Annotated in this window: 15 protein-coding genes; 4 read left to right on the plus strand and 11 right to left on the minus strand. The window is 67.1% G+C overall.

The window, feature by feature from the left end; genetic code table 11:
- Position 1: 1 nt before the first annotated feature.
- The gene (locus Q0627_RS14180) at positions 2-1576 is read right to left on the minus strand and encodes a carboxyl transferase domain-containing protein (protein WP_298810840.1); all 1575 of its coding nucleotides are present in this window, start codon (positions 1574-1576) and stop codon (positions 2-4) included.
- Between the two features lie 201 nt (positions 1577-1777).
- Here Q0627_RS14180 and Q0627_RS14185 point away from each other — a divergent pair, with 201 nt between their 5' ends.
- Positions 1778-3820, plus strand: a complete 2043-nt coding sequence (locus Q0627_RS14185; protein ID WP_298810843.1) for an MDR family MFS transporter — start codon at positions 1778-1780, stop codon at positions 3818-3820.
- 147 nt (positions 3821-3967) lie between these two features.
- Here the strand turns inward: Q0627_RS14185 and Q0627_RS14190 are convergent, their stop codons facing one another.
- Positions 3968-5608 (minus strand): AMP-binding protein, encoded by a 1641-nt coding sequence (locus Q0627_RS14190; RefSeq protein ID WP_298810845.1) that lies wholly within the window; start codon positions 5606-5608, stop codon positions 3968-3970.
- 201 nt (positions 5609-5809) lie between these two features.
- Between Q0627_RS14190 and Q0627_RS14195 the strand changes: the two genes are divergently transcribed.
- Entirely contained in the window at positions 5810-9373 is a 3564-nt protein-coding gene (locus tag Q0627_RS14195) for an indolepyruvate ferredoxin oxidoreductase family protein (protein WP_298810848.1), read from the plus strand.
- Here Q0627_RS14195 and atzF read toward each other — a convergent pair.
- Genes atzF through Q0627_RS14220 form a run of 5 tightly spaced genes read right to left on the minus strand, consistent with a single transcriptional unit; the run spans position 9362 to position 16288 of the window.
- A complete protein-coding gene (gene atzF / locus Q0627_RS14200; protein ID WP_291014901.1) occupies positions 9362-11062 on the minus strand; it encodes an allophanate hydrolase in 1701 nt (566 codons plus the stop codon). The two genes, Q0627_RS14195 and atzF, sit on opposite strands and share 12 nt — an antisense overlap.
- Complete coding sequence (locus Q0627_RS14205) at positions 11059-13104, minus strand: 5-oxoprolinase/urea amidolyase family protein (RefSeq protein ID WP_291014903.1); 2046 nt, start codon at positions 13102-13104, stop codon at positions 11059-11061. The genes atzF and Q0627_RS14205 overlap by 4 nt, the downstream gene beginning before the upstream one ends.
- Before the next feature lie 2 nt (positions 13105-13106).
- Positions 13107-13787 (minus strand): urea amidolyase associated protein UAAP2, encoded by a 681-nt coding sequence (locus tag Q0627_RS14210; protein WP_291014905.1) that lies wholly within the window; start codon positions 13785-13787, stop codon positions 13107-13109.
- Between the two features lie 32 nt (positions 13788-13819).
- A complete protein-coding gene (locus Q0627_RS14215; RefSeq protein WP_291014907.1) occupies positions 13820-14668 on the minus strand; it encodes an urea amidolyase associated protein UAAP1 in 849 nt (282 codons plus the stop codon).
- Positions 14669-14704: 36 nt separating this feature from the next.
- Entirely contained in the window at positions 14705-16288 is a 1584-nt protein-coding gene (locus Q0627_RS14220) for an amino acid permease (protein WP_291014908.1), read from the minus strand.
- A gap of 179 nt (positions 16289-16467) precedes the next feature.
- Between Q0627_RS14220 and Q0627_RS14225 the strand changes: the two genes are divergently transcribed.
- Entirely contained in the window at positions 16468-17106 is a 639-nt protein-coding gene (locus Q0627_RS14225; protein WP_291014910.1) for a TetR/AcrR family transcriptional regulator, read from the plus strand.
- A 4-nt stretch (positions 17107-17110) separates the two neighbouring features.
- Here Q0627_RS14225 and Q0627_RS14230 read toward each other — a convergent pair whose 3' ends face one another.
- On the minus strand, positions 17111-18010 hold the full coding sequence (locus Q0627_RS14230) for a DUF5336 domain-containing protein (protein ID WP_291014912.1): 900 nt from the start codon (positions 18008-18010) through the stop codon (positions 17111-17113).
- 402 nt (positions 18011-18412) lie between these two features.
- Between Q0627_RS14230 and Q0627_RS14235 the strand changes: the two genes are divergently transcribed.
- A complete protein-coding gene (locus tag Q0627_RS14235) occupies positions 18413-18916 on the plus strand; it encodes a MarR family transcriptional regulator (RefSeq protein ID WP_291014914.1) in 504 nt (167 codons plus the stop codon).
- A gap of 31 nt (positions 18917-18947) precedes the next feature.
- Here Q0627_RS14235 and mmsB read toward each other — a convergent pair whose 3' ends face one another.
- From mmsB to Q0627_RS14250, 3 genes are all read right to left on the minus strand, one after another.
- Positions 18948-19817, minus strand: coding sequence for a 3-hydroxyisobutyrate dehydrogenase (gene mmsB, locus Q0627_RS14240; protein WP_291014917.1), 870 nt, complete (start codon positions 19815-19817; stop codon positions 18948-18950).
- Between the two features lie 76 nt (positions 19818-19893).
- A complete protein-coding gene (locus Q0627_RS14245; protein ID WP_291014919.1) occupies positions 19894-21060 on the minus strand; it encodes an acyl-CoA dehydrogenase family protein in 1167 nt (388 codons plus the stop codon).
- A gap of 23 nt (positions 21061-21083) precedes the next feature.
- Positions 21084-22619: a CoA-acylating methylmalonate-semialdehyde dehydrogenase gene (locus Q0627_RS14250; protein ID WP_291014921.1), complete on the minus strand. Its 1536-nt coding sequence runs from the start codon at positions 22617-22619 to the stop codon at positions 21084-21086.
- Between the last annotated feature and the right edge of the window lie 106 nt (positions 22620-22725).

Genomic DNA, 22725 nt, shown 5'->3' on the forward strand with positions numbered 1-22725 from the left:
CTCACATTCGGAAGACGCCGTAGGAGACGTCGGAAAGGGGTGCGTAGCGGCAGGTTTCCAGGGCCAGCCCCAGCACTGTGCGGGTGTCGGCGGGATCGATGACCCCGTCGTCCCACAGCCGCGCGCTGGAATAGTAGGCGTCGGACTGCCGCTCGAACTGCTCGCGGATCGGCTCCTTGAACTGTTCCTCGGCATCGGCGCCCCAGGAATCGCCACGGCGCTCGATCTGGTTGCGGCGCACCGTCGCCAGGGTGTCGGCGGCCTGCGGACCGCCCATCACCGAGATGCGGGCATTGGGCCAGCTCCACAGGAATCGGGGGCTGTAGGCGCGACCGCACATCGAATAGTTGCCCGCGCCGAACGATCCGCCGATCATCACGGTGAACTTCGGAACCCGTGCACAGGCAACGGCATTGACCATCTTGGCGCCGTTCTTGGCGATGCCGCCCTCCTCGTAGGCACGCCCGACCATGAACCCGGTGATGTTCTGCAAGAACACCAGCGGAATGCTGCGCTTATCGCACAATTCGATGAAATGTGCTCCCTTGAGAGCGGATTCGCTGAACAGCACCCCATTATTGGCGATGATGCCCACAGGGTGGCCGTGGATATGGGCGAATGCGGTGACCAGGGTGGTGCCGTAGAGCGCCTTGAATTCGGTGTAGTCGCCGCCGTCGACGACGATCTCGATCACTTCGCGTACATCATACGGAGTTCGGGAGTCCGTCGGCACGACGTCGTAGATGTCGGTCTGGGCACGGCGCGGCTCACGAGGCGGCTCGGTCTGCCACTGTGCCGCCGGACGAGGCCCGAGGGTCGCGACGATCTCGCGCACCTTGGCCAGGGCCTGTTCGTCGTTGTCGACGAGGTGATCGGTCACCCCGGACACCGACGAGTGCATCAGCCCTCCGCCGAGGTCCTCGGCCGAGACATCTTCTCCGGTGGCCGCTTTCACCAGCGGTGGGCCCGCCAGGAAGATGGTGCCCTGACCTCGCACGATCACGGTCTCGTCGCTCATCGCCGGGACGTAGGCACCACCCGCGGTCGATGATCCGAGTACGGCCGAGATCTGCGGGATGCCGGCGGCGCTCATGGTGGCCTGGTTGAAGAAGATGCGGCCGAAGTGGTCCCGGTCGGGAAAGACCTCGTCCTGTTGCAGGAGCATCGCACCGCCCGAGTCGACCAGGTAGATGCACGGCAGCCGGTTGGCGGCGGCGATCTCCTGCGCGCGCAGGTGCTTCTTGACGGTGATCGGGTAGTAGGTGCCGCCCGAGACGGTGGCGTCATTGGCGACGATCATGCACTCACGGCCGTGAATACGCCCGACCCCCGCGATGACACCGGCCGCGGGCGCCTTGTCGTCGTACATGCCGCCGGCGGCAAGCGGTGCCACCTCCAGAAACGGCGAACCGACGTCGAGCACACCGTCGACGCGGTCACGGGGCAGGAGTTTGCCGCGGGACAGGTGCCGCTCCCGGGCGACCGGGCCGCCGCCCTCGGCAACCTTGCGCAGGCGTTGGCGCAGGCCGGCGACGTTCGCCTCGTGCGTGGCGCGGTAGCTGAGCGTACTGGTCACCGTCCACCTCTCAGTTAGCAATGATTAACTGAAATGGAACCTACCATGTGTCGGCCGTCACCGAAAGGTGCACCTGCGGATGACCAAAGGTGTCCGGGTACGCGGGATGCCGGAAATGCCCGGACACGCGCCGGGCGCGCGTCAACCAGCGCCGGAGCCCGGATCGCGTTGTTAGGATGTCGCCAACTTCGAGGAGGACCTGTGACATCCACCACAACCGAATCGCCCGGGGGCCAGGCCGTATCGCCGGCCCAGCGAAACTGGATCTTCGGCACGATCGTCGTCGGCATGCTGCTGGCGGCACTCGACTCGACCATCGTGTCGACAGCGCTGCCCACCATCGTCGGTGACCTCGGCGGCGGCGGGCACATGAGCTGGGTGGTCACTTCGTATCTCCTCGCCCAAACCGTGTCGACGGTCCTCGCGGGCAAGTTCGGCGACCTGTACGGGCGCAAGTCGATCTTCATCGGCGCGGTCGTCGTGTTCATCGTCGGCTCGTTCTTCTGCGGCCTGGCGAACAACATGGCCTGGCTGATCATCGCCCGTGCCGTGCAGGGCATCGGCGGTGGCGCGATCACCGTCACCGCGACAGCGCTGATCGCCGACGTGATCCCGTTGCGCGACCGCGGAAAATACCAGGGCGCACTCGGCGCGGTGTTCGGCGTCACCACCGTGATCGGCCCGCTGCTCGGCGGATTGTTCACCGATCACCTGTCGTGGCGCTGGGCGTTCTACATCAACGTGCCGATCGCGCTGATCGTCATTCCGTTGGCGCTCAAGACCATTCCGGGTATCAACGAGCGCGTCCAGTCCAAGATCGATTACCTGGGTATCGTTTTCGTGTCCCTCGGCGCGGTCGCGGTCACCCTCGGTCTGTCGTGGGGCGGTTCGGAATACGACTGGGGTTCGGTCCAGATCATCGGATTGTTCGTCGGCTCGGTCATCAGCTTCGTGATCTTCGTACTCGTCGAACGCCGTGCGGCAGAACCGATCCTGCCGATGCACCTGTTCTCCCAGCGCGTGTTCACGATCTGTTCGATCCTGTCGTTCATCGTCGGCTTCGCGATGATGGGTGCGATGACCTTCCTGCCGACATTCCTGCAATACGTGCAGGGCACTTCGGCCACCGATTCAGGAATCCGGATGCTGCCGATGGTGATCGGCCTGCTGATCACCTCGATCGTGGCCGGCGGTTACGTCGGAAAGACCGGGCAGTACAAGATGTTCCCGATCGCCGGTTCCGCGGTGATCGCGCTCGGGCTGTATCTGCTCTCACTCATGGACGAGAACACCTCGATCCTGGTGACCTCGATCTATATCTTCGTCATCGGACTGGGCATCGGTCTGACGATGCAGGTGCTCACGCTTGTCGTCCAGAACACCGCGAGCTATTCGGATCTGGGTACCTCGACGTCGGCGGTCACGTTCTTCCGCACCCTCGGCATGTCGTTCGGTGCCTCGGTGATGGGCACGCTGTACGCCAACAAGCTGGGATCGGAACTGCCGCAGGCGATCATGGCCGCGAAGCTGACCGATCCGGCGGCGGCGACCACACCGACCGGCCTCCACGCGCTGCCCGAGGCACAGAGAGCGCCGATCATCCACGCCTACGCCGACGCCCTGCACGGCGTGTTCCTGTGGGTCGTTCCTGTCGCGATACTGGCGCTGGTCCTGGCCGTCTTCCTGCCGCAGGTGCCCATGCGCGAGGCCGCCAAGGAGAGCGCATCGGGCCCGTCCGAAGGCTTCGGAATGCCCGAACAGGGCAGCAGCCGTGTGCAATTGGAGACCATCGTCGGCCGGATCCTGCGGCGTAACGGGCGCGAGGGGATCCTGCGCAACGTCCTGGCGCATACCGGCCGCGAGATCGATGTCGCGACCGCGTGGGGCCTACTGACCGTCGGCATCCGATCACAATTCCTCGGCGTCACCGCCACCCAGTCGTCACTCGAGCAGCGCATCGGGCTTCCGGAGGGCGTCCTGACCTCGTTCTACGACGGTATCGCCGACGCCGGCTACCTGACCCGCGAAGGCGATGTCCTGACCCTGACCGATACCGGCAGCGCCGAGGTGGAGATACTGGCCCGCGCCTGGCGCGACTGGCTGGTGGAGCAGGTCCGCGACTGGCTGCCCGAGGGCTCCGACGACGACAACCTCACCGCCGACGTCACGGCCACCCTCGACCGTATCGGCCGGCGCGCGCTCGAAGAGAGCAACAACCCCGCGGGCAAGCACGCACTCGCCTGAGGCCGGATGTCGTTCGGTTGCGGTGGTTGTGCGGTGGTCGGTTCATGCCGTCGTCTCACCGGACCCAACGCGTCCCTCGCTCGATCCTCGCTTCGGCCTCAGGGATCAAGAAGGTTGACCGCTCGTTCCTCGCTTCGGCCTCAGGGATCAAGAAGGTTGGTGGCGGAGCAGGCCGATTGATTCCTCTCGCATCGCAACTTTGCGGATCTTGCCGGTGACGGTCATCGGGAAGGCCTCGACGATGTGTACGTACCGGGGGATCTTGTGCCGGGCGATCTTGCCCGCCGCGAACTCGCGCACCTGCTCGGCGGTCAGCCCGGCGGCGCCCTCGCGCAAGCGGATCCAGGCCATCAGTTCCTCGCCGTAGGTGTCGTCGGGAACGCCGATGACCTGGGCGTCGAGGATGTCGGGGTGGGTGTACAGGAACTCCTCGACCTCCCGCGGGAAGATGTTCTCGCCGCCGCGGATCACCATGTCCTTGATGCGGCCGGTGATCTCCGTGTAACCGTTCTCGCGCATCACCCCCAGGTCTCCGGTGCGCATCCAGCCGTCGGAGTCGATCGCCTCGGCGGTCTTGTCGGGCTGTTCCCAGTAGCCGATCATCACCGAGTAGCCGCGGGTGCAGAACTCGCCGACCTCCCCGCGCGGCACCGTCTCGCCGGTCACCGGGTCCATGATCTTGATCTCCAGATGCGGACCCACCCGCCCGACCGTGCCCACCCGCAGCGACAGTTCGTCGTCGACGCGGGTTTGCGTCGACACCGGTGACGTCTCGGTCATGCCGTAGCAGATCGACACCTGCGACATGTGCATCTCGTCGATGACGCGGCGCATCACGTGCTCCGGGCACGGCGATCCGGCCATGATCCCGGTGCGCAGCGACGACAGATCGTAGGAGCCATCTCCTGCGCGGTCGAGCAGGTCGAGTTCGGCGATGAACATCGTCGGCACGCCGTACAGGCTGGTGCAGCGGTAGGTTTCGACGGCCCGCAGCGTGGCCTCGGGGTCGAAGGCCGGTGCCGGGATCACCATCGCCGCACCATGACTGGTGGCCGCGAGATTTCCCATCACCATGCCGAAGCAGTGATAGAACGGCACCGGCAGGCAGATGCGGTCGGCGTCGGTGTAGTCGAGCAACCGTCCGACCAGATAGCCGTTGTTGCCGATATTGCGGTGACTGAGTGTCGCCCCTTTGGGAAAACCCGTTGTGCCCGAGGTGTATTGGATATTGATCGGATCGTCGGGTGACAACGAGCCCGCGACCTGATCGACCTCGGCCAGTTCGTTGGCGGTCGGCTCGGTGAGCATGGCCTGCCATCCCGGCGAGTCGAACAGCACCACCTCACGCAGAGCCGGGCAGGCCGGCCGCGCCTGCGCGAGCATCGCCGCGTACTCCGAATCCTTGAAATGGTCGGTGGCCAGCACGACGCCCACCCCCGACTGGTTCAGCGCGTACTCGAGTTCGGTCTGCCGGTAGGCGGGGTTGATGTTGACCAGGATCGCGCCGATCTCCGCCGTGGCGTACTGCACGATCGGCCATTCGGCTCGGTTCGGCGACCACAGCCCGACGCGGTCGCCCACCCGCACGCCGATCCGCAACAGACCGGCCGCCGCCGCGCGCACATCGCGGCGGAACTCGGTGTAGGTCCACTGCCTGCCGTCGGCGGCATCGACGAGCGCGAGGTTGGCGCCGAAAGTCTCGGTGGTTCGCGCGAGGGTGACCCCGATCGTCTCCGTGAGCAGTTCGGGGACGTCCTCACCCTTGGCATACGACAGCACAGCAGACATGGCACCCCTATGGTTGCGTCGGCTTCAACTCCACGAACACGCTGCCTCTCACGGTACCCGTCGCCCCAACGGATGGTGTGGCAGATCACAGTTGCGGTTTACGATGGCGGTGAACCCACCACCCCGCGGTTCACCCCGAAATAGTCGCACCTGACCGCCGAACAGGCATCGGGACGACGTCAGAGAAGGCTTGGTGATCCCATGACCCTCACACCGCACCGGCCCCCGGCCGCGACCGCGCCCGATCAGAAAGGGCAAGACCAGACCGCCTCCCGCCCGCGTGCACCCGGCTCTCCGCCGCGGCTCGATGACCGGTACACCTGCGAAGACGGCACCGTCTACCTTCCCGGCATCGCCGCGCTCGTCCGGATGATCGCCGACCGGACCCGCCTCGACCGGCGCAGCGGACTGCGTGCCGCCTCGTTCATCTCCGGGTACGAAGGCTCGCCGCTGGCCGGTTTCGACCTCGAACTCGGACGCCGACGCGCACTCCTCGAACCGCTGAACGTCGTGCACCGCCCCGGGCTCAACGAGGAACTGGCCGCCACCTCGGTCATGGGATCGCAGCTCGCGGCCGGCATCGGGCTGAGTTCGGACTCAGGCGTCCAGGGAGTCGTGGGCTACTGGTACGGCAAGGCACCCGGCCTCGACCGGGCGACCGACGCGATCCGGCACGCCAACCTGGTGGGCACCCACCCCGACGGCGGTGCGGTCGCGATCGTCGGCGACGACCCGGGTGCCAAGAGTTCCACCGTGCCGTCGGCGTCGGAGATGGCGCTGGCCGACCTGTACATCCCCACCCTGTATCCGGCCGATTCGCAGGACATCCTCGACTTCGGCGTGCACGCGGCGCTGATGAGCCGGGCCGGCGGGCTCTGGACGGCCCTCAAGATCTCCGCGCAGGTCGCCGACGGCGCGTCGACGGCCCGAGTACATCCCGACCGGCTCGTTCCCGAACTCATCGGCCGCAGCCCGCATGTGCCCAGCGGCAGACTGCTCGGGGCATCGCTCATGGAAATGGAACGCAGCCTGGTTGCCGACCGCGTTCCGCGGGCACTCGAATACGCCCGGCGCAATCGGATCAACCGGATCGTGGTCAGCTCCCCCGACGACCGGATCGGCATCGTCGCCGCCGGAAAAACCTACCTCGATGTCCGTAATGCGTTGCGGTTGTTCGGGATCGGCGACGATGACCTGCGCCGGCTCGGAATCCGGATCCTCAAGCTGGGCATGGTGTATCCACTCGACCCGGTCATCGTGCACGAGTTCATCGGCGCCACCGCCGCCGGGCGCGGGCTCGACGAGATCATCGTCGTCGAGGAGAAGCGGGATTTCGTCGAAACCATGTTGCGCGACATCCTGTTCCGGCACCCGGGTGCGCCTGCGATCGTCGGCAAGACCAACGAGGATGCCTCCACCCTGTTCTCCCGTTTCGGTGAACTCGACGTCGACGCGGTCTCCCGTGGCCTGGCAGGCAGACTCGCCGAGCATCACGATGTTCCGGCGGCGCGGGCGTGGCTGGACACCGAGGGACGCCGGCGCACCCGGATCGAGCTGCCGTTGGCGGTACGCACCCCGTACTTCTGTTCGGGATGTCCGCACAACAGTTCCACCAAGGTCGCCGACGGCACCCTCGTGGGAGCCGGGATCGGTTGTCACGCCATGGTTCTGATCATGGACCCGCGGCAGGTCGGGGATGTCGTCGGCACCACCCAGATGGGCGGTGAGGGCGCCCAGTGGATCGGGATGGCGCCGTTCGTGTCTCAGGACCATTTCGTGCAGAACATCGGCGACGGGACGTTCGCGCACTCGGGATCGCTCGCAATGCGGGCCGCCATCGCGTCGGGTGCGAACATCACCTACAAACTCCTCTACAACGGCACCGTCGCGATGACCGGCGGACAGGAGGCGATCGGTGGCCCCGGGCTCGCCGACCTCGTGTCACTGCTTGTATCCGAAGGGGTTTCGCGTGTGGTGGTAACCTCCGACGATCCGGGACGCACCCGGCGGATGTTGCGCGGCGGGTCCACGAAGGTGCGGGTACGCCCGCGCGAGGAGATGCTCGACGCCCAGGGCGAACTGGCCGGGGTTCCCGGTGTGACGGTGCTGATCCACGATCAGCAGTGCGCGGCCGACAAACGCCGCAAACGCAAGCGCGGACAACAGGATACGCCGACGACCCGGGTGATGATCAACGAACGCATCTGCGAGGGCTGCGGCGACTGCGGCCGTAAATCGAACTGTCTGTCGGTGCAACCGGTGCAGACCGAATTCGGCCGCAAGACCCGCATCGACGAAAGTTCCTGCAATCTCGACTATTCGTGCCTCGACGGGGACTGTCCGGCATTCGTGACGGTCACGCCGGGCACGGGTCGGGAGCGCAAGCCCCTCGGGGATCTCCCTCCGATGGATGAGGCGCCCGCATCACGAACGACCGGGACGTTCTCGATGCGGATCACCGGGATCGGGGGGACCGGGGTGGTGACCGTGTCGCAGATCGTGGCGATGGCGGCGACGCTCGACGGGCGTTCGGCGCGCACCGTCGATATGACGGGGCTGGCGCAGAAGGGCGGCGCCGTGGTCAGCGATGTGAAGATCAGCGCCGAGCCGGTGGAGGAGGCCGCGAAGGTGGCCGCCCGGACCTGTGACCTGTATCTGGTGTGCGATGCGCTGGTGGGCACCGATCCTGCCAATCTGAAAGTGACGGAAGCACATCGGACGACAGCGGTGGTGTCGACGACCAGGATGCCCACCGGCGCGATGGTCATCGACACGACGGTCGGGTTTCCGGCGGACACGGCCGTGCATTCGGCGATCGACGAGCATGTGGCCCGGGCGGTGTACCTCGATGCGGTGGCGACCAGCGAGGCGCTGTTCGGCGACGAACAGTTCGCCAATATGCTGCTCGTCGGGGCCGCCTGTCAGGCCGGCGCGCTGCCGGTGAGTGCGGCGTCGATCGAGCGGGCGATCGAGCTGAACGGTGTCGCCGTGAACACCAACGTGCAGGCGTTCCGCCGGGGCAGGCAGTCGGTGGCCGACCAGGATACGCTTGCGGCCGTGCTCGATTCGCGCAATCTGCACGCCGAGATCGAGGCATCCTCCGATGCGGTGCGGGCGGTACTCGCGGCCGGTATCACCGATCCGGCGGTAACCGCGGTGACTGTCCGTCGCTACGACGAACTGGTGGCCTACGCCGACCGCGCCTACGCCCGCGAGTATCTGGATCTGGTTGCCCGCGTGGATGACTCCGGAATGGGATCGGAGGTCACCGACGCGGTGGCCCGCTATCTGTACAAGCTGATGGCCTACAAGGACGAGTACGAGGTGGCCCGGCTGACCGCCGACCCGGTGTTCGCCGAGACCGTCGCCCGCACCTACGGCCACGACGCATCGACGGCGGTGCGGCTGCATCCACCGACCCTTCGGGCCGTCGGCGTCGACCACAAAGTCGGCTTCGGGCGCTGGGCGCGTCCGGCGCTGTCCGGACTGGCCCGGATGAAGCGGCTGCGCGGCACCGCACTGGATCCGTTCGGCCACACCGACGTACGGCGCACCGAACGGGAACTGATCGGCGAGTACCGCGAAGTGATCGAGCAGGTGCTTAACGCATGGCGGTCAGGTCGGATAGGTGCGGGCGACAAGGCGGCGGTCACCGAGTTGCTGTCGCTGCCCGACATGGTGCGCGGCTACGAGCACATCAAACTCGACAACGTGGCCCGCTACCGGGACACGCTGCGCCGCAACCTGACCGCCCTACTCAGCTGAGACCGGGCCCGGCAGTGGCCAGCGATCGGTGTCCAGCGGGGTGGCGGCGGTCCCTGCGTCTGCGGAGCAGCCGAAACCGACCACCCAGCGGCCCATTCGTGACCCGGTGTCTGCGGCTAGTTCCACCTGGCCCAGGGACATCGGGTAGGGCAGCGCGGCCAGGAAGTCGCCGAGCGATTGCGATGGTAGGAGCCATGTTTCGCCTCGGATCGTCCGACCGTTGCCGGGGTCGCGGATCAGGCCGGGCTTGGGCGGCACGGTGTCGAGGGCGACGAGACGGTACGACGGTGCGGTGCTGACCTCTCCTGCCCACCGCGCACCCCGCGAGGACAGTTCGTGGGTGAGCGGTCCGGTCCGCATATGCGCTCCGAACACCGCCAGTTCGACGGCGGGCGCACCCGCGCATTCGGGCCACGACACCGATTCCGGGGCGCCGGTGAAGCGCCGCGCGAGGTCGGCGACCGCCGCATCGTGGTGTGCCCAGCCGAGGAAGGTGACCCCGAACTGTGCTCCGTCACCAGCGGTTCCGGCGGGAACCGCCACGGCGCACAGGTCCAGAAGGTTGCAGAAGTTGGTGTAGGTGCCCATGCGTGAGTTCACGCCCACCGGGTCGGCGGACACCTGCTCGATCGTCGGATGGTATGGGGCGGTAGGCACCAGCAGCGCGTCGACGCCGTCGAGTTGCGCCATCGCCTCGACTTTCAGCGCGTCGAGTCTGCGGCGACCGCGCAACAGGTCGACGGCGGAGAATCGGGTTGCGGCGGTGATGATTCCGGCCACCGTGGCATCGATTCCAGCCCGGTCCGGGTCCGCGGCGGCGAGGAAATCCCCCACCGCGTCGGCGCGTTCGGCCACGAGCGCGTCGTCGTACAGGAGTTTCGCCGCGGACAGAAATGACGACAGGTCGATCGCCTTGACGCGCATCCCGCATTCCTGTGCCCGGACCACCGCGTCGGAAAATGCTGCGCGCCAGTCATCGTCGAGTTCGGGAAGCTCAGCCGGGATCGCCACCACCGGCTGTTCGGGTGCGGCAAGTGGTATCCGCCCGCCCGCGTCGGCGAAGGTGCGTGGGCCGCGGGCCCCGGCCATCACTGCCATGGCCCGGTCCGCCAGGTCGATGTCGGCGGCGAAGACGGTCACCGCGTCGTAGCTCGCGCAGGCCGGCACCACGCCCTGCGTGGAGATCACCCCCAGCGTGGGTTTGATACCGACGATCCCCTGCAACGCGGCCGGTACGCGGCCCGATCCGGCGGTGTCGGTGCCGATGGCGATGTCGGCGAAGCCAAGCGCCACCGCGACCGCCGAACCCGAACTCGAACCACCGGAGATGTGATCGGGCCGTCGCGAATCCCGTACCACCCCATAGGGGCTGCGGGTGCCGACGAGTCCGGTGGCGAACTGGTCGAGGTTGGTCTTGCCGATGACCACCGCACCCGCCGCACGCAGCGCCGCGACCACGGGGGCATCGTCGGGCGGATCGTAGGCGAATCCGGGACAGGCCGCGGTGGTGGGCAGACCGGCGACGTCCACATTGTCCTTGACCGCCAGAATTGTTCCGGCCAGTGGTCCGCCCGCCGCCACTGATACCCGGTAGTCGCGTTCGACGTCGGCGAACGCGCGCAGCGTGATGAACACCTCCGGACGGTCGGCGGCGTCTATCCGCTCGTAGATCTCTGTGAGCCTGCTCATGCGACCTTCTCCTCGCGCGGTTCCACGGTAGCTGACTCGGTAGTCGTTCCACCGGAAGCGAATTCGCCCTGCAGTGACCAGCGTCGGCGTTCCTCGGCGCGGGCCTGCTCCATCAGGGTGCGTTTGTCGGCAATGTCCCCGGCATTGCTGTCGAGGAATCGCTGGTGTTCGGCGAGGGAGAACGTGGTGTCGGTGAACCGCATGGCATTTCCGCGTCCCGCCGCGACGTCGGCACGCATATCCAGCAGTTCGTCGGCACCGACCGGATACCACCGAATCTGGTCGAAAAAGCGTAGTAACCAAGGGTTTTCGGGGTCGAACCCTGGTGTCGGCAACGGATGCCGATGGTTCCATACCTGGGTGGTGCGGCCGACGAACTGATATCCGCCCGGGCCTTCCATCCCGTACACGCACAGATATGCCCCGCCGATTCCGACGGCATTCTCCGGCGTCCAGGTGCGGGCCGGGTTGTACTTGGTGGTGACCAGCCGGTGCCGGGGATCGAGCGGAACTGCCACCGGCGCACCGAGATACACATCTCCCAGGCCGAGCACCAGATAGCTCGCGTCGAATACGGTGCGGTACACGTCGTCCACCGAGTTCAGCCCGTTCATGCGGCGGATGAACTCGATGTTCCACGGACACCACGGCGCATCCGAACGCACACCCAGCATGTACCGTTCGATCGCTTCCCGCGTCGCCGGATCGTCCCACGACAACGGCAGTTCGACGATGCGGCTGGGCACGACCAGATCGTCGGCGGCGGGCAACTGGCTCTCGCATTCGGTGAGCCAGTCCAGCAGCTTGTGCTGCGGCAGCACATCGGGATTCACCTTCACCTGCAACGACCGGATGCCGGGCGTGAGATCGATGAGACCGGACGGCTTTTCGGCGTCGATCCGTTCGGCCAGCGCGTGCACGCGGGCCCGTAACGCCAGATCGAGTGCCATGTCGCCGTATTCGACGAGAACGTTGTCGTCACCGGAGCGCCGGTACGTGACAGTCGTGGCGCCGTCGCGGGTGTACCCGGTGGCCAGCACGCCCGCGTCCTCGTCACCGCCCGGCGACAGTACTTCGACGATGTGCGCGCGCCGTGCCGCACCGGTGACCGCGGGCGAGGCGGTCTGCTCCGAGCGCACCGGCACGAACCGGACTGTGTCGCCGGGTTTGAGCTGTCCCAGCTTCCAGCGTTGCGCGCTCACCACCGTCACCGGGCACACGAATCCACCGAGGCTCGGACCGTCGGGGCCGAGCAGAATCGGTGTGTCGCCGGTAAAGTCGAGCGCCCCCACCGAGTAGGCGGTGTCGTGGATGTTGGACGGGTGCAGGCCGGCCTCGCCGCCGTCGGTACGGGCCCAGCGCGGCTGCGGACCGGTCAACCGGATCCCGGTGCGGTCGGAATTGAAGTGCACCTCGTACGCGGTGCCCAGCAGATCATCGATGTCGGTGTCGGTGAAGAACTCCGGCGCACCATGCGGACCCATCGTCACCGCGAGCTGCCAGTCGTTGGTGAGGGCCGGTTGCTCATCGCTGAGGATTCGGCGCGGCGTGCGGGCCGATACCGCGGGTCCGGGGCAGGTCAGGAGATCGCCGTCGGCCAGCGGTCTGCCGTGCTGTCCGCCGAAACGCCCCAGGGTGAAGGTGGACCGGCTCCCCAGGTAGGCGTCGGCGTCGATGCCACCGGCGACGGCGATGTAGACGCGCATGCCCACCTCACCGACAGCGCCGACACCGAGCACTTCGCCCGCAGCCAGCTTAATCGGAACCCATTGCGGCACTGAATTTTCCCCAACCGAGACACGAACCGGCGCGCCGGTCACCGCCACCACCACCGGCTCGTCGAATCGCAGTGACGGACCCATGAGTGTCGCCTCGAGTCCGGCCGCGTCGGCGGAGTTGCCGACGGCCATATTGGCCAGCCGGAACGACAGGTCGTCCATCGGACCCGACGGCGGCACGCCGACCTTCCAATAACCCAGGCGCCCGGGCCAGTCCTGGATCGTCGTCATCGGCCCGGCGCGCAGGACCTCACAGATCGCCACGGCTACACCTGTCCGTCTACGCCGGGCGTGGTGATGATCAGCCGGATCGCGGTCGGATCGAAACCGTTGCACGGGTTGTTGATCTGGGGACAGTTGGAGATCAGCACCAGAGTGTCGGTGTCGGCGCGCAACGCCAGCCGCTTACCGGGCGCCGACAGTCCGTCGACGATGCCGAGCGATCCGTCGGGATCGACGGGCACATTCATGAAGAAGTTGATATTGCCCACCAGGTCGGCCTTGCCGAGCCCGTGACGGCTGCCCTCGATCAGGAAGTTCTCCACGCACGCGTGCTGATGTTTGGTGTGGTGGCCATAGCGCAGGGTGTTCGATTCCTGCGAGCAGGCGCCGCCGATGGTGTCGTGATTGCCCACCTCGTCGGCGACGATCGTCATCATCGGCTGCGATTCCTGGTCGCGGATAACCGATCCCGTTGTCAGGAAGATGTTGCCCTGCGCGGCGATCGTCGTCTGCGCCGAGTATCGCAGCGAATGATCGGCGGCACCGTAGAAGAGCGTATCGACGGCCTGATTTCCGTACAGGTCGACGATGGTCAGGGTGTCGCCGGCCGCGACGACCCCGGACCACGGGGCACGGTCGGTGACGATGACATCGGCGACGACGATACCGGGTACGAGGGCTGCTGCGGTGGCCGACAGCTGCGTGAAATCTGTTGCGGTGGTCATATTTTGCTCGCTTCTTCGCAGTGGCACGGTGGTTACGACGGGAGGTGCGCGGCGGCCCAGGCGTCCTCGGTGTTGTCGGCGGCCCGCCGGTATTCGGGGTCGTGGTCGCCGGCGAGCACGTCGTTGAGGTCGGCCGCCGCCCGCCAGGCCAGCACCTGGAGCGGTCCGGTGGCGAACCGGGGCGCCGGATCGAGGGGGTGGGCGGTGTTGGCGATGGCCACGATGCACGGCAGGTGCAGGATCAGCTCCACCGACTTGTTCAGTCCGGCAGAACCTTTCGATGTCAGCGAACCGTCGGGCTCGACGACGACACCGTGGAAGAACGACACCGAGGGCGGGATGTCCGTGGGCGTCAGACCGTTCTTGGCCGCCGCGAGGGTGAACAGTTCCCGACCGGCAGGGCTGGCCGAATACACCTCCCCCGCACCGTACTTCGCACCATTGCCGGCGAGTGTGGAAGTACCGCAGAGGGCGTCGTGATGACCCGAATCGTCGGTGACGATCGTAGCCAGCAACCGGCCCTGATCGCTGAGCAGCGGATGTCCGGCACCAAGGTAGGCCTGCCACGGCACCTTGACGGTGTCAGCCACGTTCAGCCGCTCCCACGGTGCGTCGGCGCGCCACAGCAGCAGGTGCGCGCAAGCAGCGCCGTCGATGTCGCGCAATCGGATTCGGGTTCCCCGGGCCAAGATCTTGCTGGTGTAGCGCCCACCCGGGACGGTCTCGGCCCAGGTGAGCCGCTCGGCGTCGACACCGACGGGCGGCGTGGGCCAGTCGCGGGCCGGGACGACCGGCATCGAGTCGGTGTGCGCCGACGCTTGTGCCCGGGCATGGTCACGGGCGCCGGTGGTGGTGGCGGTAGTGATGGTGGCGGTGATCATGATGAACACTCCTGGAGTGAGTATCGAAAAATATTGCTAGAAACCGACTTTGACCGGCTTCGGATGCTCCTTGCCGCGCGGGTAGCAGGCGATGCCTACGATCACGGTTGCGGCGATGCAGATCGGGCCGGCCCAGCGCAGGACGGGCATCTCACCGGCCGGGTCGAAGACCTCGGCACGAGGCCAAGACAGGTTCACCACCATCAGCGCCCCGTAGATCACCGCGAGCAGGTTGACGACGATCCCGAACGGGCCGAGGCTGAACAGCTTCTTACCGTCCGCATCGACTGCGGGAGCATCGGATTCGCTGCGGCGGGGCCAGCCCTGGAAGCGCCGGTAGAGCATCGGTCCGGTGACTGCCAGATAGGCAAGGTAGATCAGGATGATGCACACGCTGGCCAGGGTGGTGAAGATGGCCGCGTTGCCGACGTTGACCAGCAGCACCGCGATGCACAGCACTCCGATGAGGATCGACGGGGCGATGGGGGTTCCGGTGCGCTCGTTGATGTGGGCGAGCTGCTTGGAGAACGGGAGCCGGCCGTCACGGGCCATCGAGAACATCAGCCGCGAGCACGCCGTCTGGATGGCGAGGGTGCAGATGAGGATGGCCACGGCGACGTCGCACAGCAGTACCTTGCCCCAGAAGCTGCCGAGCACCGAGTCGAGCACGTAGGGCAGACCGCCGATCGCGAGTTCGTCGTCGAGCGTGGGGGCGGCCATCAGCGCGCCGAGCAGCATCAGGCCACCGCCGACCGCCGACACCGTCAGCGCCAGCCGGATGGTGCGCGGCGCCACCCGGCGCGGATTGTGCGTTTCCTCGGCGAGCTCACCGGCCGAGCCGAAACCGACCATCACGTAGGCGGCCATCAGCCCGGAGACGATGAACGCCCAGATGTAGCCGGGCTGCTGACCGGGCGCACCGGTGTCGAAGACGACGTCGGGGCCACGCTGGGCGTGGGTGAACAGGGCAAGGATCACCGCGGTGACACCGATGAGTTCGCAGGTGACACCGATGCTGTTGACCCGGCTCATCCAGCGCACGCCCACGCAGTTGATGGTCGTCACGATCACCAGCAGGACCGAACCCAGCAGCACGGCGTTGGCGGCACCGCTGGTGCTGGTCAGCGCGGTGTCGTCGCCGATGATCTGGAAACCGGACCAGATGGTCGGCAGCACCACCTGTAGCGCGATGGCCGCCGCCGACGCGGTGACGATCTGCGCGATGATCATGAACCAGCCGCCGAACCAGCCGATCACCTCACCGCCCATCCGCCGCGACCACTGGTAGATTGCGCCCGAGATCGGGTAGCGTGCCGCGATTTCCGCGAAACACAGGGCCACGAGGAACTGGCCGGCGTAGACGATCGGCCAGGTCCAGAAGAAGGCGGGACCGCCGAAACCGAAGCCCAGGCCGAACAGCTGGAAGATCGTCGTCAGGATCGACACGAAGGAGAACCCGGCGGCGAACGAGGCGAACTTGCCGAGTGATCGATGGAGTTGCTGGTGGTATCCGAGCTCGGACAGGTCGTCGGCGTCGTTCCCCGCCGGGACCCCGCCCGAGCCCGCCTTGTCCGAGCTCGCGTAGGAAGGCGCCGATTCGGGTGTCGCTGTGGTTGTCATGGGCATCCTCACTGGTGGTGAGGCTCGTCGTCGAGCCGAGTATCTGTCGAGTGATAGATAACTCCCGCACCTTTTCTGTCGAATGACAGAAATGTTGCGGGCGCGCTACCGAACACTACGGTTGTGTTACGCGGCTCACCGGCGATCGCCGGCGCCGGCGGTGTCCTACGCTGGGTGCCATGCCACGGCCATCGACGACCGCCCCCACCGAACGTGCCCAACCGGGCCCGGGACGGCCGCGACTCGTCCAGCCCAGGCGCTCCGGACCCACCGCACGCGACGAGATCCTCGACGCCGCCGCCGAACTGTTCACCACCCATGGCTACACCGGCACATCGACCCGCAAGATCGCCGAAGCCGTCGGAATCCGGCAGGCATCGATGTACCACTACTTCGCCACCAAGGACGACATCCTCGCCGCGCTGCTCGACACGACCGTCACAGGCTCCCTCGACCATGCCCGGCGGTTGCTCGACGGCGACGGGCCCGCACTGGACCGGCTGCTCGACCTCGCCCGCTTCGACGTCCGGCAACTGGCCGACAGCCGGTGGAACCTCGGCGCGCTCTATCTACTGCCCGAGATCTCCGCCGAACGGTTCGGCGACTTCCGCCGATCCCGGACCGAACTCGCCGCCGTGTACGCAACGCTCGCCGGCGAGGCGATCGGTGACCCGGACGACCCGCGCTCGGCCATCCCGTTCCGGCTCGTCGAATCGGTGATCATGGTGCGAGCCGACGAGGCCCGCGGCGAGGCCGGCGCCCACACCGCGACGGCCCTGGTCGACACGATCGTCGACGCCATCGCCCGCGTGCTGTAGCGGTTCAGGAACGCTGCTCCAAACCCTGTATGAACGCCGCTGCCACCAGTGCCGCCGCCTGCAGGAAGCCGGTGACCAGGGCGATGATCGCACCGGCGCCGACATCGACGACGACCGGCAGAGTGAGCACCGCCGACAGCAACGCCAGCCACCCACCGGAGGCGAGCACGGCCAGCACCGGCAACGCCCGCCGATAGGCCGGCACCACCAGCAGTGCCGCGGCCACCGCCAGCGCACCCATCAAAATCAGGAACTTGCCCGGATTGAGCAGGACCTCGTAGGAGAAGAAGCCGGGCAGCGCCGTCAGGCCCTCACCCCACCGGCTCAGGTCGTCCCCGGCGGTGGAGCCGTCGAACGACACCCAGTCGACAAAACCCATCGTGTAGGTGACCAGGCCGGCGAGCGCCGAGATCAGCACCAGGATCGTCGACCGACCCGGCAGCCGGGGCCTGCGCCGCACCCGCTGTCGGGGCCTGCGCCGCAGCCTGCCGATGGGCAACCATCCGAGGTCCGGCCGACCGGCACCGTCGGGGGCATCGAACTGCGATCCGTCGGAAACCGGGTAGCCGCCCTGACCGAAACCCGGCCCCGCAGGTCCGAACTCACCGGGAAACGGCTGGCCGGGAGGCCTGCCGGGACGCGGCGGACCGGGCGGCTGAGCCGCGAACGGCCGACTGGGTGGCTGCGCCGCAAAGGGCTGGCTCGGCAGCTGCGCGGCGAACGGCTGACTCGGCGGCTGCGCCGCAAAGGGCTGGCTCGGCGGCTGCGCGGCGAACGGCTGACTCGGCGGCTGCGCCGCAAAGGGCTGACTCGGCGGCTGCGCCGCAAAGGGCTGACTCGGCGGCTGAGCCGCAAAGGGACGGCTGGGCGGCCGATCGCCGGCACCGGTCGGGCGCGGAGGCATCGGGCCGCGTGGGGACGGTCCCGATCGTGGACGATGGCGTTCGGGATTGGGGCGTTCGGGATTGGGGTGTTCGGGATTGGGGCGCTCGGGATTGAGGCGCTCAGGATTGAGGCGCTGAGAGTCGGGGCGCTGAGGGTCGGGACGTATGGGATCGCGACGCTGAGGGTCGGGGCCCGGACGATCCAATCTCTGGACGGCGGCCCTCGGGGAAACCGGCCTCGTGGGATCAGGCCGGGCAGTCTCTCCGTTCACGCGTCCATCGTAGATCCGCAACCGACGACCGTGAACTTGTTCGGCTCGTGCGCCTGATCCGCTGCACCGGAGTGTCCTCGGATGTCTAGGGCGTGTCTCCCATATCCCTTTGCACGGTGGATATGGGAGACACGCTCTAGTCTGAATCCCATGGCCGGGCGCAGCATGAGATTCGATCCCATCGAGCAGGCCCGGGTGAATTGGACCGAAGCGGGGTGGGGTGACGTCGCCGACGGAATGGTGGCGGTCACCTCGGTGATGCGCGCGCACCAGATCCTGCTGGCCCGGGTCGAGTCGGTGCTGCGGCCCTACGACCTCACCTTCGCCCGATTCGAACTGCTTCGCCTGCTTGCCTTTTCACGTAGCGGCTCGTTGCCGATCACCAAGGCGTCGGACCGTTTGCAAGTACACGTCACCAGCGTCACCCATGCCATCCGCAGGCTCGAGGAGACGAGTCTGGTGCGGCGGCAACCGCATCCCACCGACGGGCGCACCACTTTGGTGGAGATCACCGACGTGGGCCGGTCCACCGCCGAGGAGGCCACCACGGCCCTCAACCGCGAAGTGTTCGGCAGCGTGGGCATCCCGCCGGAACAGATCACCGGCCTCGTGGCCGCGATCAACTCGCTGCGCCACGACGCCGGTGATTTCTGAAGATCGGTTCAGCGAAGCGTCTTGGTGATCCCTAGCGAAGCGTCTTGATGATTGCCGAGAAATCCAGATCCGAATGCTGTTCGGCGAACGCCCGGTACAACTGCGCGGCATGCGTACCGAGCGGGGCCCGGGCGCCGGTGCTGGTCACCGCGTCCATCGCCAGGCCGAGGTCCTTGTTCATCAGAGCGGTGGCGAAGCCGGGTTTGTAGTCGTTGTTGGCCGGCGAGGTGGGCACCGGTCCGGGCACCGGGCAGTTGGTCTGCACGGCCCAGCAGTTGCCGGTGGCACCGGTGATCACATCGTACAGCGCCTGATCGGACAAGCCGAGTTTCTCAGCCAGCTTGAACGCCTCGCCGACGGCGATCTGCTGCACGGCCAGCACCATGTTGTTGCACACTTTGGCCGCCTGCCCCGCACCGGCGCTACCGCAGTGAATGATCTTGCCCGCCATCGGATCCAGCGTCGAGCGGGCCGCCGCGAACGCCGATTCGGTGCCGCCGACCATGAAAGCCAGGGTGCCCGCCACCGCACCTTTGACACCACCGGACACCGGCGCGTCGACCTGCGCGAAGCCGCGGTCGTTCGCCTGGGCGTTGATGCGGCGGGCATCGTCGACGGAGATGGTCGACGAGTCGATGAACAGGGCACCGGAAGTGGCGGCCGGCAGGATTTCGGCGTACAGGGTCTTCACAATCGATCCGCTCGGGAGCATTGTGATCACCACCTCGGCACCCACCACGGACTCGACGGCGGTCGGAAACACCTTGATGCCGTTGGCTTCCGCGGCCTCGACCGCGGCGGGTACCGGATCGAATCCGTGCACCGTGTGCCCGGCTTTCACCAGATTGGCGGCCATCGGTCCGCCCATGTTACCCAGTCCCAGAAAAGCTATCGTCGTCATTGGTTCATCGCTTTCGCATCGGGTTGTCGATAAATATTGTCACGCAATGCGCACGTTCGGTGTCAGGTTTGGCCGGTCAGGATTCGGCGAATCGTGCGGCGATCGAACGACCGACGACGACGCGCATGATCTCGTTGGTGCCCTCCAGGATCCGGTGCACCCGCAGGTCGCGCACGATCTTCTCCAGTCCGTATTCGGCGAGGTAGCCATAGCCGCCGTGCAGTTGCAGCGCCTGGTCGGCCACCGTGAAGCAGGCGTCGGTCACGTAACGTTTGGCCATCGCACAGCGCTCGACCTTGTCGGGTGCCTCGTTGTCGAGGGCCCGCGCGGCGTCGTGCAGCATCAGCCGCGATGCGCGTAGCGCGGTGGCCATGTCGGCGAGGGTGAAGCGGATCGTCGGCTCGTCGATCAGCTTGCCACCGAACGCTTCTCGCGATGCGACGTACGCCGCGGCGCGATCGAACGCCGACTGCGCCCCGCCGAGCGAGGAGGCCGCGATATTGAGCCGGCCGCCGTTGAGCCCGTTCATCGCGATTCCGAAACCGATACCCTCCTCGTTGCCGAGCAGCCGGGACGACGGAATCCGCACCCCGTCGAGGATGACCTGCGCGGTGGGCTGGGCATGCCAGCCCATCTTGCGCTCCTGCGCACCGAAACTCAGCCCGGGCGTGTCCCGGTCGACGATGAACGTGGAGATGCCGCGGGGACCGCCACCGCCGGTGCGCGCCATGACGACGTATACGTCGGAGACTCCGGCTCCGGAGATGAACTGTTTGACCCCGGTCAGCACGTAGTCGTCGCCCTCGCGTACGGCGCGGGTGGCCAGCGCCGCCGCATCCGAACCTGCGCCCGGCTCGGTGAGGCAGTAGCTGGCGACGGCCTGCATCGACGCCAGCCGCGGCACCCAGGCGCGACGCTGATCGTCGGTGCCGTACCGGTCGATCATCCACGTGCACATGTTGTGGATCGACAGGAACGCGCCGACGGCCGGGTCGGCGTGTGCGAGTTGCTCGAAGATCCGAACGCCGTCGAGCCGGGACAGTCCACTTCCGCCGACGTCCTCGGCACAGTAGATGGCCGCCATGCCCAGTTCGGCGGCCTCCCGCAGGACATCGACCGGAAAGTGGTGCGTCTGGTCCCATTCGAGCGCGAACGGCGCGATCTTCTTGGCGGCGAAGGCCGCCGCGGTCTCGGCGATGACGCGGGCGTCTTCATCGAGATCGGCATCGAAAGTTGCTGTCACCGTTGTCCTTCCGTACGCCCGGGTCAGTCCATCGTCGGGATGACGAACTCGGCACCGTCCTTGATGCCCGAGGGCCAGCGGGTGGTGACGGTCTTGGTCTTGGTGTAGAACTCGATCGACGCCGGGCCGTGCTGGTTGAGATCACCGAAGCCCGAGCGCTTCCAGCCGCCGAAGGTGTAGTACGCCACGGGAACCGGGATGGGCACGTTGACACCCACCATGCCCACCTCAACACGGGCGGTGAAGTCGCGGGCCGCGTCGCCGTCCTGGGTGAAGATCGCGACACCGTTGCCGTACTGGTGATCCGATGCCAGAGCGAGGGCTTCCTCGTAGTCGGCGGCCCGGACGATCGAGAGCACCGGGCCGAAGATCTCGTCGGTGTAGATGACCATGTCCTTGGTGACGTGATCGAACAGGGTGGGGCCGATGAAGTAGCCGCCGGACAGGTCGTGGTCGCCGAATTGCTGTTCGTCACTGCCACGTTCGCGGCCGTCGACCACCAGATCGGCGCCTTCTTCGACGCCCTTGTCGATGTAGGAACGTACACGTGCCAGGGCCGCGCCGGTGACGAGCGGTCCGTAGTCGGCCTTCGGGTCGAGGCTGTGGCCCACCCGCAGCGCGGTGACGCGGTCGATGAGCTTGGCGCGCAGCCGCTCGGCGGTCTGCTCCCCCACCGGGACTGCGACGGAGATGGCCATGCAGCGCTCGCCCGCGCTGCCGTAGCCGGCACCGATCAACGCGTCGACCACCTGGTCGAGGTTGGCGTCGGGCATGATGATCATGTGGTTCTTGGCGCCGCCGAAACACTGTGAGCGCTTGCCGTTGGCGGCGGCCGTCGAGTAGATGTACTGGGCGATATCGGAGCTGCCGACGAAGCCGAGCGCCTTCACGTCGGGATGCGTCAGAAGTGCGTCGACGGCCACCTTGTCGCCGTTGATCACCTGGAACACGCCGTCGGGCAGCCCCGCCTGGGTGAACAGTTCGGCCAGGCGCACCGGAACGGACGGATCGCGTTCGCTGGGCTTGAGGATGAAGGCGTTACCGCAGGCCAGCGCGGGCCCGGCCTTCCACAGCGGGATCATCGCCGGGAAGTTGAACGGGGTGATGCCGGCGACCACACCGAGCGGCTGGCGGATCGAGTGGATGTCGATGCCGGGGCCCGCGCCCTCGGTGAAACCGCCCTTGAGCAGGTGCGGGATGCCGACGGAGAACTCAATGACCTCGATGCCGCGCTGGATGTCACCGAGGGCGTCGGCGTGGGTCTTGCCGTGTTCGGAGCTGAGCAGGGTGGCCAGTTCGTCGGCGTTCTGGTTGACCAGGTCGATGAACTTCATCATGACGCGGGCCCGGCGCTGCGGGTTCCAGGCCGCCCAGCCGCGTTGCGCCTGCACCGCGGTGGCGACCGCGGCCGACACCTCGTCGGCCGACGCCAGCGGCACCCGCGCCTGCGTCGTGCCGGTGCTGGGGTCCAGGACGTCGGCCTGGCGGCCCTCGGTGACGGTCACCGCGGCACCGTTCAGGTAGTGCGGAACACTCCGCAGTTCTGTGAGTTGCGTCATAGTCGTTCAGCCTTTCGCGGGGCGCCGCGGGTTCCGTCGAGCGGATTGCGGCGAGTTGGATTGCGCCTGTCAGGGCCGATGATGTGCACATCCGGCCCGGTCCCCC

The organism is uncultured Gordonia sp., from assembly GCF_937858515.1.
GTDB lineage: Bacteria > Actinomycetota > Actinomycetes > Mycobacteriales > Mycobacteriaceae > Gordonia.